Below are 16,301 nucleotides of genomic sequence, written 5' to 3'. Positions count from 1 at the left end.
GCGCCCGCACCGGGCGGTGGCCGTCGGTGGACGGCTGTGCCGTCAGCCACTCGTGCAGCACCTCGCGCGCCTCGGCGGTGGAGCGCACCGCGGGCCGGGAGAGCTCGTCGCGCAGGCGCTCGACGATCTGGTTCGTCGTGGCCGCGCCGAGGTCGTCGAACCGGCCCCGGTCGCCGAGGTGATCGAGCCGGCGGCGGGCCGCATGGAGCGGCTGCGCGGCCGCCTGACGAAGTCGCGTTCGATGTTCGGGACGAGCCTGCTGGGCCTGCTCGGCGCCGGCGACCTCGACGAGGACTCCTGGCAGGACGTCGAAGACACGCTGCTGATGGCCGACCTCGGCGCGGCCACGACGAACCAGATCGTCGAGCGCCTGCGCGACGAGCTCTCCCGGCGCGCGGTGCGCTCCTCCGCCGAGGCGCGCGAGGTGCTGCACGAGGTGCTGACGGCCCAGCTGTCCACCGACGGCCACCGCGCGGTGCGGGCGCTGCCGCACACCGTCGACGGCAAGAAGCAGCCCGCGGTGGTGCTGGTGGCCGGCGTCAACGGCACGGGCAAGACGACGACCACGGGCAAGCTCGCCCGCGTCCTGGTGGCCCAGGGCGGAACGGTGCTGCTGGGCGCCGCGGACACGTTCCGCGCGGCGGCGGCCGACCAGCTCCAGACCTGGGCCGAGCGCGTGGGCGCCGAAGTCGTCCGCGGCAAGGAGGGCGCGGACCCGGCGGCGGTGGCGTTCGACGCGGTCAAGCGCGGCGTGGACACGGGCGTGGACGCGGTCCTGGTCGACACGGCGGGCCGGCTGCACACGAAGACGGGCCTGATGGACGAGCTGGGCAAGGTCAAGCGCGTCGTGGAGAAGCAGGCCAAGGTCGACGAGGTGCTGCTGGTCCTGGACGCGACGACCGGCCAGAACGGGCTCATGCAGGCGCGGGTGTTCGCCGAGGTCATCGACGTGACGGGCATCGTGCTGACCAAACTGGACGGCACGGCCAAGGGCGGCATCGTGTTCCAGGTCCAGAAGGAGCTGGGGGTCCCGGTGAAGCTGGTCGGGCTGGGCGAAGGTCCGGACGACCTGGCCCCGTTCGAGCCGGGCGCGTTCGTGGACGCCCTGCTGGGCTAGGTGATCGGCTGCCGGGTCGCCCATTCGTAGACGGCCGAGTCGCGCGTCAGGGCGATGGAGTGGGCCACGCACAGCCCGTTCCGGCCCAGCGCGACGGTGCGGGAGGTGCAGCGCGGCCCGAAGCGGGAGAGCGCGGCCCGGCACTGCTCTTCGCTCGCCGCCGGCCCGTCGGGTGCGGCCCGGCCCGCGTTCGCGGCGATCGCCTTGCCCAGTGCCGACTCGGGCGGGACCTTGCGGAGCTGTCGGGGAGCGGTGTTCGGCGGCGGGGCCGGCTCGAACGGGCTGGTTCCGTCCGGTGCCCCCAGTCCCAGCTGCCGCAGGAGCTGCTTCGTCGGTGTCCCGGTCGCGATGGTGAGCCGGTCGGTCGCGGCACCGGACGCCGGCCGGCGGGCGTGGCCCGCACGGTGATGTCGAGGTCGCTGGTGACGTCGCCGAGCCGGTGCCGTCGCGGCGGGGCCGCCGGCGGGACGACCTGCCGCCGTCCGTCGAGCAGCCGGTCCACGCCGCGTTCGGCGAGCCGTCCGACGATGGCAGCACCGGCCGTCTGCCCCAGCCAGATGAGCGACATGGTGAACGGTTCGGGCACTTCGTCTCCCTCCGCCCCCGGTTGACACCTAGATCCGGAACAGCGGCGTCCCGTCCGTCTTCCGCAGCCCCAGCTGGAGGATCACCGGCGCCGACGGGCGGTTGACCGGGATCAGGCACGGTGACGTCCGGCGGGCCGCGATGGTGAGATGGGACCAGCCGATGCCCTGCAGGGTCCGGCGGGCCGGGTCGACCACCATCGCCGCCCCGAAGTAGCGGCCGCCCGGGAGGGCGATGCGGGCCGTGTGGCCGAGGACGACCGGGAACGCCGTGCCCGTCCGGCTGCCGTCCTCCTGGAGCGTGAGGATCACCGGCATCCGGGCCTTCGTGGCGAGGTGGTGCCGGACGCCGATCTCGGCCGTCCCCGCCGGGGTCTTGCCCGGGCGCGGCCAGGTGGGTGGTGCGGTGGGCCCGTCGAGGGCCCGGGCGACGAGCCGGTCCAGGAGGTTCGAAGCGGCGCCCTGCGCGAGCCAGGCCAACGCGCCGTTGTGCGGGTCCATGCGGTCCTCCCGCGATATTCGGATGACGGCGGCGGCGCGCGGGCGCAGAATCCGGGCATGCCCGGTTGACGCACGCGCGCCCCTCCTCGTGGAAGACGCTCCGAAACCGTCGTTCGCTACGAGAGAGGGACTCATCATGACCGTCATTCACGGCGATCGGGTGCGCCTGCGCCCGATCGGCCCAGCGGATCGCGCCCGGGCGCACGAAATCCTGGCCACTCCGGAGGTCGCCCGCTGGTGGGGCGAGCCGGAGCAGGAGACCGAAGGCCTGTACGAGGTCGAAGAGGGCTACCACGTCTACGTGATCGAACTCGACGGCGAAGTCGTCGGCTTGATCCAGAGCTGCGAGGAGCCGGACCCGCAGTACCGCCACGCGGGCATCGACATTTCGGTGCACCCGGGCTTCCACGGCCGCGGCCTCGGCCCGGACGCGATCCGGGCACTGGCCCGGCATCTGTTCGAGCAGGGCCACCACCGGCTGACGATCGACCCGGCGGCGTCGAACGAGACGGCGATCCGGGCTTACACGAAGGTGGGGTTCCGGCCGGTCGGGGTGCTGCGCCGGTACGAGCGCACCCCGACCGGCACCTGGCGTGATGGGCTGTTGATGGATCTGCTGGAAGGGGAGCTGAGCTGAGTCAGTCCTTGTCGATGACCCGCTGAATCAAGCGGCTCATCTGTTCCAGGTTGACGTTGATCTTGGTGAAGCCGCTGCGCACCTCGGTCGTGAGGTCGATGACCTCGGTCTTGAGCCCCGAGATGTCTCGGCCCTGTTCGATCTGCGTTTCGCGCAGGGAGTTCAGCACCTGGGTGTGGCCGTTCAGGGTCTGCTTGAAGTCGGAGACGTCCCGGTCTGCCGCGCCGGCCAGTATGCGGGCGGCGGCGGCGTCCTGCCGGGACTGACGCGTCTGTTCCTCCAGGGCAGTCACGCGGGCTTCGAGGTCTTCGAGTCTTGCCATGTCGCCGACTTTACCGGCGGGGTCCGAGCCTTCCGCGGCGGGGTCACGTTCAGTCACTAGATATCACCCTCAGTCACACTGATAGTGGGGCCTGGGAAAGGCTCGCTCCCAGGGCGTCCGCCACCCGTTGTACCGCCGGGGCGATGTGTGCCACCGCCTCGGCGGTCAGCCGTCCGGACGGTCCCGAAACCGACACCGCGGCCGGGACCGGCGCGCCCGGCACCGCCACCGCGACGCACCGCACCCCCAGCTCCTGCTCCGCCTCGTCCAGCGCATACCCCTGCGAAGCGATCCGCGAGAGCTCGACCGCCAGGGCGTCCGGGTCGGTGAACGTGTGCTCGGTGTACGCGGGCATGCCGGTCCGGTCCAGCAGCGAACGCACCTCCGCGGCGGGCAAGTGCGCCAGCATCGCCTTGCCCACCCCGGTCCCGTGCGGCAGCAACCGCCGCCCGACCTCGGTGAACATCCGCATCGAGTGCTTCGAAGGCACCTGGGCCACGTACACGACCTCGTCGCGCTCCAGGACCGCCAGGTTCGCCGTCTCGCCGACCTCCTCCACCAGCTCCGCCAGCAACGGCCGGGCCCACGCGCCGAACTGCATGCTCGCGTTCTCGCCCAGCCGGATCAGGCGCGCGCCCAGTGCGTAGCGGCGGTTGGTGTTCTGCCGGACGTACCCGAGGTCGACCAGGGTGCGGATCAGCCGGTGGATCGTCGGCATCGGCAGCCCGGACAGCGTCGCCAGCTCGGACAGGCTGGCTTCACCGCCGGTGTCCGCGAGGTGTTCCAGCAGCTCGAAGGCGCGCTGCAGGGACTGGACGCCGCCGTCGCGACCGTTCTTCTCCGCCGGCACGGTGGCCCTCCTTACGTCGGCGTTGAGCTTCCGCTATGCAGAAACTATAGTCCGGCTGGTAGAAAACCGTAGGGCCGTTATCCAAAGATCCGAACCCTCGAGGTGTTTCCCCATGTCTTCTGAAGTCCAGGTGCTGGGCGACCCGGTCGAGCGCGGCGACGAGATCCTCACGCCGGAGGCGCTCGCCTTCCTCGCCGGCCTCCACGACGCCTTCGCCGGCCGCCGCGACGAGCTGCTCCAGGCTCGGAGCAAGCGCCGCGAAGAGGCCCGGACCACCGGCCGGCTCGACTTCCTGCCGGAGACCAAGGAGATCCGCGAAGGCGACTGGCAGGTCGCCGGCGCGCCGGCCGCGCTGCGGGACCGCCGCGTCGAGATCACCGGGCCGACCGACCGCAAGATGACCATCAACGCGCTCAACTCCGGCGCGAAGGTGTGGCTGGCCGACCTCGAGGACGCCAACACGCCGCACTGGCGGAACGTCGTCTCCGGCCAGGTCAACCTCTACGACGCCATCCGCGAGACGATCACCCTGGAAAGCGGCGGTAAGAGCTACGCCCTCAAGGACGACGTCGAGCACGCCACGATCGTGGTCCGCCCGCGCGGCTGGCACCTGCCCGAAGCCCACCTGACCTTCGGTGGCCGCGAGGGCGTCGGTGCGCTCGTCGACTTCGGCCTGCACTTCTTCCACAACGCCGCCGAGCTGCTCAAGCGCGGCAAGGGCCCGTACTACTACCTGCCGAAGATGGAGAGCCACCTCGAAGCGCGGCTCTGGAACGACGTCTTCACCCACGCCGAGAAGGCGCTCGGCATCGAGCACGGCACCGTCCGCGCCACCGTGCTGATCGAGACCATCCCGGCCGCGTTCGAGATGGAAGAGATCCTCTACGAACTGCGCGAGCACGCCTCGGGCCTCAACGCCGGCCGCTGGGACTACCTGTTCAGCGTCATCAAGTACTTCCGCGACGCGGGCGAGAAGTTCGTGCTGCCGGACCGCAACTCCGTCACCATGACCGCGCCGTTCATGCGCGCCTACACCGAACTGCTGGTGCGCACCTGCCACAAGCGCGGCGCCTTCGCGATCGGCGGCATGGCCGCGTTCATCCCGAGCAAGGACCCCGAGACCAACAAGGGGGCCTTCGAGAAGGTGCACGCGGACAAGTCGCGCGAGGCCGGCGACGGCTTCGACGGCTCCTGGGTCGCGCACCCGGGCATGGTCGAGCTCTGCAAGGAGGAGTTCGACAAGGTCCTCGGTGACGAGCCGAACCAGCTCGGCCGGACCCGCGACGAGGTCAGCGTCACCGCCGACCAGCTGCTGGACGTCGCTTCGACGCCGGGCAGCGCGACGGCGGCCGGCCTGCGGGCCGCGGTCGACGTCGGTGTCCGCTACATCGCCTCCTGGCTGGGCGGCAACGGCGCGGCGGCCATCCACAACCTGATGGAAGACGCCGCCACCGCCGAGATCTCGCGCTCGCAGATCTGGCAGTGGGTCAAGAACGGGACCACTTTGGACAGTGGCGACGTCGTCACGGCGGAGCTGGTGCGCGGCGTGCTGGCCGACGTCCGCGGCGAGCTGGCCGGCGAGCTCAAGCCGGAGCTGCTGGAGCCCGCGGTGGAGCTGTTCGAGCAGGTCGCGCTGGCCGAGGAGTTCCCGGACTTCCTGACGCTGCCCGCGTACGAGCGGATCAAGTAGTGCGTCTTCCCGAAGACGTCTACGCCGCCGCCGACGCGCGCCTGGCTGCGGCCGACGCGCGCGTCGCGGCGTCGTACCCGGGGGAGCGGCCGGGACGCCAGCCCGTGCACACGGTCTACGTCCCGGCGTCGCAGTACAAGACGCGCCTGGTCGCCGACTGGGGCAAGCAGGCGATGCGGGTCTTCATCGAGCACGGCGACCTCCTCGGTGCCGGCGCGGACGTGTATGAGCGCGTCCGCGCCAAGCTGCTCACCGAGCCGATCGAGGACCTGCGGATCGACTTCGAGGACGGCTACGGCCGCGTGCCGGACGACGTCGAGGACGCCGCCGCCCGCGCGGCCGGCCAGACCCTGGCGACGACCGGCGGGACACCGTTCTGCGGGATCCGCTTCAAGAGCTTCGAAGCGGCGACGCGCCGGCGTGGCATCCGCACCCTCGACCTGTTCCTGGGTTCGCTGCTGGACAACGGGCCGCTGCCGCCCGGGTTCGTCGTCACGCTGCCGAAGGTGACGGCGGTCGAACAGGTTTCGGTGGCCGCGGACGTCCTTTCCCGCTTGGAATCCGCGTACGGCTTGGCCGAGGACACGCTGCGCTTCGAGGTCCAGATCGAGACCTCGCAGTCCATTGTGGACCTCGACGGGACGCTGTCGGTGGCGCGGATCGTCCAGGCGGCCGAGGGTCGGTGCACGGGACTGCACTACGGCACGTACGACTACAGCGCGGGCCTCGGCATCGCGGCGGCGTACCAGAGCATGGAACACCCGGCGGCCGACCTGGCCAAGGGCCTGATGCAGGTCGCGGCGGCGGGCACCGGCGTCCGCCTCTCGGACGGTTCGACGAACAAGCTCCCGATCGGCGACGCGCTGCCCGCGGCGTGGGCCGAACACCTCCGCCTGGTCCGCAGGTCGTTGGAACGCGGCTTCTACCAGGGCTGGGACCTGCACCCCCACCAGCTGCCGACCCGCTTCGCGGCGACGTACGCGTTCTACCGCTCGGGTTTCCCCGCGGCGGTGGAACGGCTGCGCGCGTACGCGGACAAGCAGGCCGGGGGCGTGCTGGACGAGCCGGCGACCGCGCAGGCGCTGGCGGTGTACCTGCTGCGCGGCCTCGACTGCGGGGCGTTGGACGAAGGCGAGCCGGCCTTCGGCCGCCCCGAGCTGGAGAAGTACGCCCGGCGCGAAGGGTGAGGGTCACTCGCCGAGGCGGGCGCGGTCGGCGGCGGCCCGGCCCGCGCCCCAGCCTTCGTGGCTGCGCACGGTCACCGATTTGCTCACCACTTCGGGGAAGAGCGTGGTGAAGGCCGCGGCCACGGTCTTCTCGTGCGAAGCCAGCACCGGCAGCAGGTCCGGCGCCTGGGCGATCGTCGCCTCCGCCGCCCGTTCGAGCCGCTCGCCGATCCGGGTGGCGTAGGAGACGAGGAACGACTTCCGGAACGGCCGCGACCGGCCGGCCGGGTCGGCGATCATCGCCCGGGTCGCCTGGACGAGCAGCGACGTCGTCAGCAACGCGACCGAGTCCAGGTCGTCCTCGTCGCCGACGACGGTGACGAACTCCCAGCGCGGGTCGAAGACCGCGCGGCAGCGGTTGGCCTTCGCGACCACGTCGACCAGCAGCGACTTGGCGTCGGTGTACGGCGTGTCGAGCCAGATCCGGCGGGCCGCGGGGCGCTCGGGGGTGGCCTCGGCGGCCTCGACCAGCACCCGGTCGAGGGCGTGGCGGGTCATCAGCTCCTGAGCCTTCGCCGAAAGCGCCTCGGCCTCCTCCGGGAACGAACTCGACTCGGCCTTGGCCAGCAGCGCGCGGACCCGGCCCAGCTTCTTTTCGTCGACGTGGTGCCGCACCGGGCGCTCCAGCGGGGTTCCCGGCGCGGGCAGGACGACGGTCAGCCTCGGCAGGGTGCGCAGCAGGCCCACGGCCTCGATGACCGCCGCGACGGCTTCGGACGGCGTCAGGATGTGCTTCGCCGCCCACTGCGGCAGGTGCGGTTCGGTGTCCGTCCACCAGCGGACGGCGCCGGCCGCGTCGAGCTGGGCCTGCCAGTCCGGGTGCACGGCCGCGAACTGCCCGGCGTGGGCGGCGAGCGTGTCGAGCAGGTAGGAGCCGGCGAACTCGTCGAGGCGGCGCCGGGCGGCCTGGTGGAGGTCTTCGGGCAGCCAGCCGCCCCGGCAGGCCCGGCCGATCAGCTGCTGCCCGGTCCGGTCCGCGGCTTCGGCGAGCTCGGCAGGCAGCGTGAAACCCGGTGCCAGCCGGTCGGCGTCGCCCGGTGCGGCGGCGAGCAGCGCGTCGCCGAATTCTTCGACCGTCGTCGGCGGCGGGCCGACGCGGACCTGCTTCCGCTTGCCCACCGGCCCAGTCTGCCGCAGTGACCTTTCCGGGCGTCGGGTACGTCACTGCGAGCGTTAACACCGCTGGAACATCCGATGCTTAGGGTCCGGCCATGGCGGAGAACAAGAAGCGCTGGTGGACGTCGGTGTTCGTGCAGCTGCTCGTGGCGGTGGTCGCGGGCGTGCTGGTGGGGCACTTCTGGCCGGTGCTCGGTGCCCAGCTCAAGCCGGTCGGTGACGGATTCATCCGGCTGATCAAGATGATCATCGCGCCGCTGATCTTCTGCGTCGTGGTGACCGGGATCGCGGCCGTCGGCGACATCAAAGCGGTCGGACGAATCGGACTCAAGGCCATCGTCTACTTCGAGGTCGTCACGACGTTCGCGTTGCTGTTCGGCCTGGTGGTGGCGAACGTCTTCCGGCCCGGCGCCGGGCTCGACATCAACCCGGCGACGCTGGACCCGCACGCCGTCACCGCCCAGACCAAGGGCGGGCAGCTGCCGTCGGTCGGGGACTTCCTGCTGCACACCATCCCCGACAGCGTGGTGAACGCGTTCGCGCAGAACCAGCTGCTGCAGGTGCTGGTGTTCGCGGTGTTCTTCGGCGTGGCGCTGGCCGCGATCGGGCGGGAGCGGGCGCCCCTGGTGCTGGACTTCGTCGACCAGGTGCAGCAGGTCATCTTCAAGGTGATGGGCTGGATCATGCGGGTCGCGCCGCTCGGCGCGTTCGGCGCGATGGCGTTCATCATCGGGCAGTACGGTCTGTCCACATTGGGCACCTACGCGAAGCTGATCGCCGCCTGCTACGGCGCGGCCGTGCTCTTCACGCTCGTCCTCGCCGCGATTTCCCGGTTCTACGCCGGGGTTTCGGTCTGGAAGTTCCTCCGCTACGCGCGTGAGGAGTTCCTCCTCGCCCTGGGTACCGCGTCGACGGAGTCGGTGATGCCGCGGATCATGGTCAAGCTCACCGACGCGGGCTGCTCCCGCGCGGCGACGGGCCTGGTCGTCCCGACCGGGTATTCGTTCAACCTCGACGGCGCGACCATCTACCTGTCGATCTGCACGGTGTTCCTGGCGCAGGCGTTCGGGGTGGAGATGACGCTCGGCCAGCAGCTGCTGGCGGTGCTGATCCTGATGCTGACGTCGAAGGGCATGGCGGGCGTCCCGGGCTCGAGCTTCCTGGCCCTGTCGGCCACGGCGGCGGCGATCGGCGCGTTCCCGGTGGCGGGCGTGGCCCTGCTGCTGGGCGCGGACCGCCTGATGGACTCGATGCGCGTGTTCGTCAACCTGCTGGGCAACTGCGTGGCGACGTTCGTGGTGGCGAAGTCGGAAGGCCAGCTGGACCGGGCCAAGCTGCGGGAGAAGCTGGAGGGCGTGACCCCGGTGGCGGCCTGACCGGTCACCTTCCGGGCGGCGGGGCCGTCGGGGAAGGCATGAACACCGCTGCCGCTCTCGTCACGATCGCGCTCAACACGGGCGTCGGTCTCGCGGACCTGAGGAAGGCCCGGTTCGTCCTCGCGACGTCGGCCGCCGTGAACGTCCCGCCGGGCCGGCTGCCGGCACTGGGAGCGCTGAAGCTCGCCGGTGCGGCGGGGCTGCTCCTCGGCCTGCTCGGAGTCCCGCTCGTCGGCCCGGCCGCGGCGACCGGCCTGATCCTGTTCTACCTCGGGGCGATCGCCGCCCACGTCCGCACCCGCCGGTTCGCCACCGGAGCGGCCCCGGCGCTCTTCCTCGGCCTCGCGGTGGCGACGGTGCTCTAACGCAGCCGCGGGAGGGCGTCGCGGGCGAAGTGGCTCAACGCCCGCAGGTCGTCGGCGAAGCGGTCCCGGTGGTCCTCGGGCAGGGGCCGGAAGAGGAACTGCTCGACGTTCTCCACGTGCAGGCGGCTGGCCCGCACGGTCGTCTCCTCGCCGAACGCGGTCAGCCGGACGAGCTGGACCCGCTTGTCGCTCGGGGACGCCGTCCGGGTCACCAGCCCGAGCGCTTCCATCCGGTCGACCAGCCGGGTCGCGCCGCCGGTGGTGAGCACCTGTTCCTGGGCGATGGAGCGCATGGTCAGCCCGTCTTCACCGGTGCGGCCCACGAGCAGCAGGACTTCGTACATCAGGTGCGTGATCCCGCATTCCCGCTCCAGCGCCCGCCCGAGCAGGTACCCGAGCCGGTGCGCCGCGCCTTGCAGCTGCCCGAAAGCCAGCACGCGAGCGTCATCCGCCGCCTGCCGGGCCGAAGTGATTGCGGGGTCCACCCGCTCATCCTCCCCTCTGCCCCCCACCACGCAACGGGAGATGCGGCCGCCGGTCGATGGCGCCGGAGCAGCGGGTGTCCGCCCGCCGCGGGCGGCGGAGCTGCCGGTCTGGCGAGCCGCTCGGCTGCCGGTGGCGGGCCGCTTAACCGCCGCTCAACGCGGAGCAGCGGCCGGTCGGGGCTTGTTCATCCGGTTGCCGGTGCGGCGGTCCGCCGCCGACGGTGCCCTGCTTGCCCGCCGCCCAGCGCGAAGCGGCGGCCAGGTGGGGCGCCGGGGGCAGCCGGGCGCTTGTCCGTCTCGGTTGCCGGTGCGGCGGTCCGCCGCCGACGGTGCGCTGCTTGCCCGCCGCGCAACGCGAAGCGGCGGCAGCCGGACGCTCGCCCGTCTCGGAGGCCGGACCTGGTGGCGTCGCGGGCCGTCCCGCCGCCGATGGCGCGCCGCTCAAGGCGGGGCGGCGGCCGTCCAGGGGATGTGGACTCAATCGCCGGCGCGCAGGGCGAGGTACACGTCGAGCTGGTCGGTGAACTCCGTCAGGTCCGCGCCCAGCAGCTCGCCCGCGCGCCCGATCCGGTAGCGCAGGGTGTTCACGTGGACGTGCAACGCCTTCGCCGCCCGGGTCGGGGAGCCCGAGCACTCCAGGAACACCCGGACCGTGTGCACCAGGTCCGTGTGCTGCTCCGCGTCGTACGCCAGCAACGGCCCGAGCACCCGGCGGCGCAGGGCCGCGCGCAGCCCGGCCGGTGCGCCGGCCAGCAACAGCTCGTGCGCGTCCACCTCGCCGGCCCGGACCACCGACACCCGGCCCGGTCGGCGCGCCGCCACCGCCACGGCGTACCGCGCACTCTCCACGGCCTCGTCCCGCGGGCCCGGATCGCTGACCCCGCACAGGATCCGCGAAGCCCGCAGCAGCGGCTCCACAATGGACAACCCGGCCAGCGAGGGCGTCGCCACCGCCGCATACGACGTGTTCCCCGGTGAATCGAGCAGCGCCGCGTCCGGCAGCAGCTCGCCCAGGACGTCGCGGCTCTCGTCACTTCCTTCGGTCCGCAATGCGACGACGCACGCGTCTTCGGGCAACGACACCCGAGGCCGGGAGACGCGAGCCCGCGTGACCCCGACCAGCCCCGCCACCTCCTCGGCCAGCTCGGCCTGCGCGGTGCTGACCGGCCCGCCGACCGCGATCAGCCACGGCACCGCGTGCCGTCCCTCGACCGGGAGCACCGTCAGCGGTCCCGGCTCGCGGGCCGCGTACCGGCGGACGACGTCCTCCGCCGGCATCGGCAGCGGGGCCGTCCCCGCCACCAGCCGGCCCAGGCCCGACAGCACCCAGCACGGCAGCCCGAGTTCCGCCGAAGCGCGCTCCACCAGCGTCTCGACCGGCGCCTCCGCTGCCGCCTGCAAACGTTTGCGCGCGCTGTCGGACGCGGCCGCCAAAGCCAGCACCACCTGCTCGGTGATCACCGAAAACGACAGGTCGGCCGGCACTTCCAGCAGCGGGATGCGGTGCCGGACGCAGGCGTCGACGACGTCGTCCGGGATGCCGCCCGAGTCCGCGCCGGACGCGGCCAGCGCCGCCGCCCCCGAGCGGGCCAGCGCGGCCACGAACGGCTCGGCGTCACCCGGCGCGTGCCACCAGAGGAGGCCGGAAAGCACCAGCTCACCGGCCGACAGGTACCGTCCGGGGTCGGACAGCTCCGTGACGTAGATGCGCGTCACCGGCCGGTCGAGCAGGTCGGTCCCGGCGCGCGGGCGCAGCCGCAGCCCGGGCAGCCCCAGCAGAGTTTTCACGGTCGTCATGAGGCTTGTAGGAAAGCACAACCGCCCCCGCGCCCGCTCCGGTGCGTTTCATGCTCGGTGCCGTTGCCGCCCGGCCGTGATCCGTCGTCTACTGGTCTATCGTCCTCACGAAGGAGCAACCAGTGGAGTTCCTGCGTCCCACGACGCTCGCCGAGGCTCTCGCGCTCAAGGCCGGGCGGCCGGACGCCGTGCCGATCGCCGGCGGCACCGACGTCATGGTCGAGCTCAACTTCGACCACCGGCGCCCGGCGGCCCTGCTGGACCTGACCACGGTCGGAGAGCTGGCGGAGTGGTCCACATCGGACGGCACGGTTCGGCTCGGCGCCGGTGTCCCGTACTCCCGGGTCATCGCTGAACTGGGTGAATCCGTCCCGGCGCTGGCCATGGCCTCCCGGACGGTCGGGTCCCCGCAGATCCGCAACCGCGGCACGGTCGGCGGCAACCTCGGCGCCGCCTCGCCCGCCGGGGACACCCACCCGGTGCTGCTCGCCCTGGACGCGCGGGTCGAGGTGGCCTCCGTGCGGGGGACCCGCCTCCTCCGGGCGGAGGAGTTCTACGTCGGCGTGAAACGCCACGCGCTGGCCGAAGACGAGCTGATCACCGCCGTCCACCTGCCCGAACGCGCCGGGCCGCAGCAGTTCGCCAAGGTCGGCACGCGCAACGCCATGGTCATCGCGGTCTGCTCGTTCGCGATCTCGCTCCGGCACGGCGAGGTCGGCGCCGCGATCGGCTCCGCCGCGCCGACCCCGCGCCGCGCCCGGGAGGCCGAGGACTTCCTGGCCGCCGAGCTGCCGTGGACGTCCCCCGAGCCGCTGCCGGACTCCCTGAAACGCCGCTTCGGCGACCTGGTCGGGCAAGCCGCGTCGCCGATCGACGACGTCCGGGGCAGCGCCGCGTATCGGAAACACGCGCTGGGGGTACTCGCGCGGCGTACGTTGACCTGGGCTTGGGACGAATTCCGGACGGGAGAGCGCGCATGCGCCTGAATGTCACGATCAACGGCGAGCCGCGGCAGGCGGACGACGTCTGGGAAGGCGAAAGCCTGCTGTACGTGCTGCGCGAGCGGCTCGGCCTGCCGGGCTCGAAGAACGCCTGCGAGCAGGGCGAGTGCGGCTCCTGCACGGTCTACCTCGACGACCTCCCGGTGTGCGCCTGCCTGGTCGCGGCCGGGCAGGCCGAGGGCCGCGTGGTCCGCACGGTCGAGGGGCTGGCCGACGGCGACACCCTCGACCCGGTCCAGCAGTCCTTTGTGGACGCGGGTGCGGTGCAGTGCGGGTTCTGCACACCGGGCCTGGTCGTCGCCGCGCACGACCTGCTGAACCGCGTCCCCGACCCGAGTGACGAGGAGATCCGCGAAGCACTGGCCGGCAACCTCTGCCGCTGCACCGGGTACGAGAAGATCCTCGACGCGGTGCGCGCGGCCGCGAAAGGTGGTGTCGCGTGAGGACGCTCATCGCGAACGCGGCCATCGCCACGGTCACCGGCGAGGAGTACGCGAGCGGGCACGTCGTCGTCGAGAACGACCGGATCGCCGCGGTCGGCGAAGGCGTCTACACCGGCGAGTTCGACGAACGCGTCGATGCCGGAGGCTGCCTGGTCACGCCCGGCCTGATCAACACCCACCACCACCTCTACCAGTGGGCGACCCGCGGGCTGGCCGCCGATCACACGCTCTTCGAGTGGCTGGTCGCGCTCTACCCGGTCTGGAGCCGCCTCGACGACGAGATCACGCACGCCGCGGGCACCGCCGGGATGGCGCGGCTGGCGCTGACCGGCTGCACCACCGTCGCCGACCACCACTACGTCTTCCCGCGCGACGGCGGCGACCAGGTCGCGGCGCTGGCCGCGGCCCGCCAGCGCGTCGGCGTCCGGCTGCACGTCGTGCGCGGGTCGATGGACCGCGGCGAGTCCGACGGCGGCCTGCCGCCGGACAACCTGGTCGAGTCGACCGAGGACGCGCTGACCGGCACCGAAGCGGCGATCGACCGCTTCCACGACGACTCCGCGGGCGCCCACCTCCAGATCGCCGCGGGCCCGTGCTCGCCGTTCTCGGTCACCGAGCGGCTGATGTCCGGCGCGGCGGAGCTGGCGCGGCGCAAGGGCGTCCGCCTGCACACCCACCTCGCCGAGACTGTCGACGAGGAGCAGCAGTGTCTCGCCGAGGCCGGCTGCACGCCCGCCGAGTACGCCGACAAGCTCGGCTGGCTCGCCGACGACGTCTGGCTGGCCCACACCATCCACCTCGCGCCCGACGCGATCCGCCGCTTCGGCGCGACCGGCACCGGCTCGGCGCACTGCCCGACGTCCAACGGCCGGATCGGCGCCGGCATCGCGCCGGTCCGCGACCTGCTCGACGCCGGGGTCCCGGTCGGCCTGGGTGCCGACGGCGCCGCGTCCAACGAGTCCGGCGGCCTCGGCGAAGAGCTCCACCAGGCGCTGCTGCAGGCCCGCCAGCGCGGCGGGCCCCGCGGCCTGACCACGCGCGAAGCCCTGTGGATGGGCACGATGGGCGGCGCCCGCTGCCTCGGCCGCGCGGACGACCTGGGCTCCCTGGAACCCGGGAAGCTCGCCGACCTGGCCGTCTGGGACCTGACCGGGCTCAACTACGCGGGCATCACCGATCCGGTCGCGGCGCTCGTCCTCGGCACCACGCCGCCGCTGCGCCGCCTGTTCGTCGGCGGCAAGGCCGTCGTCGAGGACGGCACCCTGCGCGAAGCCGACGAGTCCACCATCGCCCGCGAGCTGGCCACCGCGAGCGCCCGGTTGCGGGAGGGCAGATGACCAGCACCACCTCCGTCACGACGACGACCGCGACCACGACCGCGAACGGCGTCGGCACTTCGCCGCGGCGCCCCGACGGCACGGTGAAGGTCCGCGGCGAGTTCGCCTACTCCTCGGACCTCTGGCACGAGGACATGGTGTGGGGCGTGACGCTGCGCAGCCCGCACCCGTACGCCCGGATCACCGGCATCGACATCGCGGAAGCCCTGGCCGTGCCCGGCGTCCACGCGGTCCTCACGCACGAGGACGTCCCGGGCGTGAACCGCTACGGCCTCGAACACGCCGACCAGCCCGTGCTCGCTTCGGAGGTCGTCCGCTACCAGGGCGAACCGGTCGCGCTGGTCGCCGCCGACCACCCGGAGACCGCGCGCCGCGCGATGAAGCGGATCAAGGTCGCCTACGAAGAGCTCGAGCCGGTGACGGACTCCGAAGCCGCCGTCGCGGGCGAAGGACCTTCGCTGCACGAAGGCGGCAACGTCGTCCGGCACGTGAAGATCCGCCGCGGTCCGCAGGAGCCCGGCGCCGACGTGGTCGTCTCCGGTGTCTACGAGGTCGGCATGCAGGACCAGGCCTTCCTCGGCCCGGAGTCCGGGCTCGCCGTGCCGGACACCGAAGGTGGCGTCGACCTGTACGTCGCGACCCAGTGGCTGCACGTCGACCAGCAGCAGATCGTCGCCGCGCTGGGCCTGCCGGTCGAGAAGGTGCGGCTGACCCTCGGTGGTGTCGGCGGCGCGTTCGGCGGCCGGGAAGACCTCTCGATGCAGGTGCACGCGTGCCTGCTGGCGCTGCACACCGGCAAGCCGGTGAAGATGGTCTACAACCGCGAAGAGTCCTTCTACGGGCACGTCCACCGCCACCCGGCGAAGATGTACTACGAGCACGGCGCCACCCGCGACGGCCGGCTCGTGTACGTGAAGGCGCGGCTCTACCTCGACGGCGGCGCGTACGCGTCCTCGACGGGCGCGGTGGTCGCGAACGCCGCCACGCTCGGCGTCGGACCGTACAAAGTGGACAGTGTGTCGGCGGACTGCTGGGGCACGTACACGAACAACCCGCCGTGCGGCGCGATGCGCGGCTTCGGCGCGGTGCAGGCGGCGTTCGGCTACGAGTCCCAGATGGACAAGCTGGCCGACGCGTGTGGCCTCGACCCGGTCGAGGTCCGCGTCCGCAACGCGATGCGCGAGGGCGACCTGATGCCGACCGGCCAGGTCGTCGACGCGGAAGCGCCGGTCGCGGAGCTGCTGAACCGCGTGCGGGACATGCCGATGCCGCCGGAGCGGCCGTTCGACCTGCGGCACATGCCGGGCGGGGTGTCCAACACCACGCACGGCGAAGGCGTCGTCCGCGGCGTCGGGTACGCCGTCGGGATCAAGAACGTCTGCTTCTCCGAAGGCTTCGACGACTACTCGACGGCTCGCGTGCGCCTGCAGCTGGTCGGCGGCGAACCGGCCGCG

At 72.4% G+C, this 16,301-nt stretch carries 16 protein-coding genes; 10 read left to right on the top strand and 6 right to left on the bottom strand.

The annotated features are described in order from the left end of the window. Window positions 1-1,117: signal recognition particle-docking protein FtsY (gene ftsY, locus CCN39_RS44010; RefSeq protein ID WP_244211291.1), on the top strand; the 1,117-nt coding region annotated here is incomplete at its 5' end. A 614-nt stretch (window positions 1,118-1,731) separates the two neighbouring features. Here ftsY and CCN39_RS44000 read toward each other — a convergent pair. Continuing rightward, entirely contained in the window at window positions 1,732-2,202 is a 471-nt protein-coding gene (locus CCN39_RS44000; protein ID WP_086852679.1) for a hypothetical protein, read from the bottom strand. Window positions 2,203-2,338: 136 nt separating this feature from the next. Between CCN39_RS44000 and CCN39_RS43995 the strand changes: the two genes are divergently transcribed. Then, window positions 2,339-2,839, top strand: a complete 501-nt coding sequence (locus CCN39_RS43995; RefSeq protein WP_086852677.1) for a GNAT family N-acetyltransferase — start codon at window positions 2,339-2,341, stop codon at window positions 2,837-2,839. A gap of 1 nt (window position 2,840) precedes the next feature. On the opposite strand, the gene CCN39_RS43990 is transcribed toward CCN39_RS43995, so the two are convergent. After that, entirely contained in the window at window positions 2,841-3,218 is a 378-nt protein-coding gene (locus CCN39_RS43990) for a hypothetical protein (protein WP_244211290.1), read from the bottom strand. A gap of 16 nt (window positions 3,219-3,234) precedes the next feature. Then, on the bottom strand, window positions 3,235-4,011 hold the full coding sequence (locus CCN39_RS43985; RefSeq protein WP_086852672.1) for an IclR family transcriptional regulator: 777 nt from the start codon (window positions 4,009-4,011) through the stop codon (window positions 3,235-3,237). 112 nt (window positions 4,012-4,123) lie between these two features. On the opposite strand from CCN39_RS43985, the gene aceB reads away from it, so the two are divergent. Continuing rightward, entirely contained in the window at window positions 4,124-5,701 is a 1,578-nt protein-coding gene (gene aceB, locus CCN39_RS43980) for a malate synthase A (protein WP_086852671.1), read from the top strand. Next, window positions 5,701-6,888 carry a DUF6986 family protein gene (locus tag CCN39_RS43975; protein WP_086852669.1) on the top strand — a complete coding sequence of 396 codons (1,188 nt, stop codon included), beginning with the start codon at window positions 5,701-5,703 and terminating at the stop codon, window positions 6,886-6,888. Before aceB ends, CCN39_RS43975 begins: the two co-directional genes overlap by 1 nt. Before the next feature lie 3 nt (window positions 6,889-6,891). On the opposite strand, the gene CCN39_RS43970 is transcribed toward CCN39_RS43975, so the two are convergent. After that, window positions 6,892-8,046 carry a DUF2786 domain-containing protein gene (locus CCN39_RS43970; protein ID WP_086852667.1) on the bottom strand — a complete coding sequence of 385 codons (1,155 nt, stop codon included), beginning with the start codon at window positions 8,044-8,046 and terminating at the stop codon, window positions 6,892-6,894. 92 nt (window positions 8,047-8,138) lie between these two features. On the opposite strand from CCN39_RS43970, the gene dctA reads away from it, so the two are divergent. After that, window positions 8,139-9,419, top strand: coding sequence for a C4-dicarboxylate transporter DctA (gene dctA / locus CCN39_RS43965; RefSeq protein ID WP_086852665.1), 1,281 nt, complete (start codon window positions 8,139-8,141; stop codon window positions 9,417-9,419). Between the two features lie 38 nt (window positions 9,420-9,457). Further along, window positions 9,458-9,784, top strand: coding sequence for a DoxX family protein (locus CCN39_RS43960; protein WP_086852663.1), 327 nt, complete (start codon window positions 9,458-9,460; stop codon window positions 9,782-9,784). Here CCN39_RS43960 and CCN39_RS43955 read toward each other — a convergent pair. Both CCN39_RS43955 and CCN39_RS43950 read right to left on the bottom strand, forming a co-directional pair. Next, window positions 9,781-10,269 carry a MarR family winged helix-turn-helix transcriptional regulator gene (locus tag CCN39_RS43955; protein WP_086852661.1) on the bottom strand — a complete coding sequence of 163 codons (489 nt, stop codon included), beginning with the start codon at window positions 10,267-10,269 and terminating at the stop codon, window positions 9,781-9,783. The two genes, CCN39_RS43960 and CCN39_RS43955, sit on opposite strands and share 4 nt — an antisense overlap. Window positions 10,270-10,746: 477 nt before the next feature. Continuing rightward, window positions 10,747-12,066, bottom strand: coding sequence for a PucR family transcriptional regulator (locus CCN39_RS43950; protein ID WP_086852659.1), 1,320 nt, complete (start codon window positions 12,064-12,066; stop codon window positions 10,747-10,749). Between the two features lie 122 nt (window positions 12,067-12,188). Between CCN39_RS43950 and CCN39_RS43945 the strand changes: the two genes are divergently transcribed. From CCN39_RS43945 to CCN39_RS43930, 4 genes are all read left to right on the top strand, one after another. Continuing rightward, the gene (locus CCN39_RS43945) at window positions 12,189-13,052 is read left to right on the top strand and encodes an FAD binding domain-containing protein (RefSeq protein WP_086852657.1); all 864 of its coding nucleotides are present in this window, start codon (window positions 12,189-12,191) and stop codon (window positions 13,050-13,052) included. Beyond that, complete coding sequence (locus CCN39_RS43940) at window positions 13,043-13,510, top strand: (2Fe-2S)-binding protein (RefSeq protein WP_003102989.1); 468 nt, start codon at window positions 13,043-13,045, stop codon at window positions 13,508-13,510. Before CCN39_RS43945 ends, CCN39_RS43940 begins: the two co-directional genes overlap by 10 nt. After that, window positions 13,507-14,847, top strand: coding sequence for an 8-oxoguanine deaminase (locus CCN39_RS43935; protein WP_086852654.1), 1,341 nt, complete (start codon window positions 13,507-13,509; stop codon window positions 14,845-14,847). Before CCN39_RS43940 ends, CCN39_RS43935 begins: the two co-directional genes overlap by 4 nt. After that, window positions 14,844-16,301: molybdopterin cofactor-binding domain-containing protein (locus CCN39_RS43930; protein ID WP_158104607.1), on the top strand; the 1,458-nt coding region annotated here is incomplete at its 3' end. The genes CCN39_RS43935 and CCN39_RS43930, both read left to right, overlap by 4 nt.

Source organism: Amycolatopsis kentuckyensis, assembly GCF_002155975.1.
In the GTDB taxonomy this organism is placed as follows: domain Bacteria; phylum Actinomycetota; class Actinomycetes; order Mycobacteriales; family Pseudonocardiaceae; genus Amycolatopsis; species Amycolatopsis kentuckyensis.
This window is presented reverse-complemented; position numbering and strand designations above follow the sequence as displayed.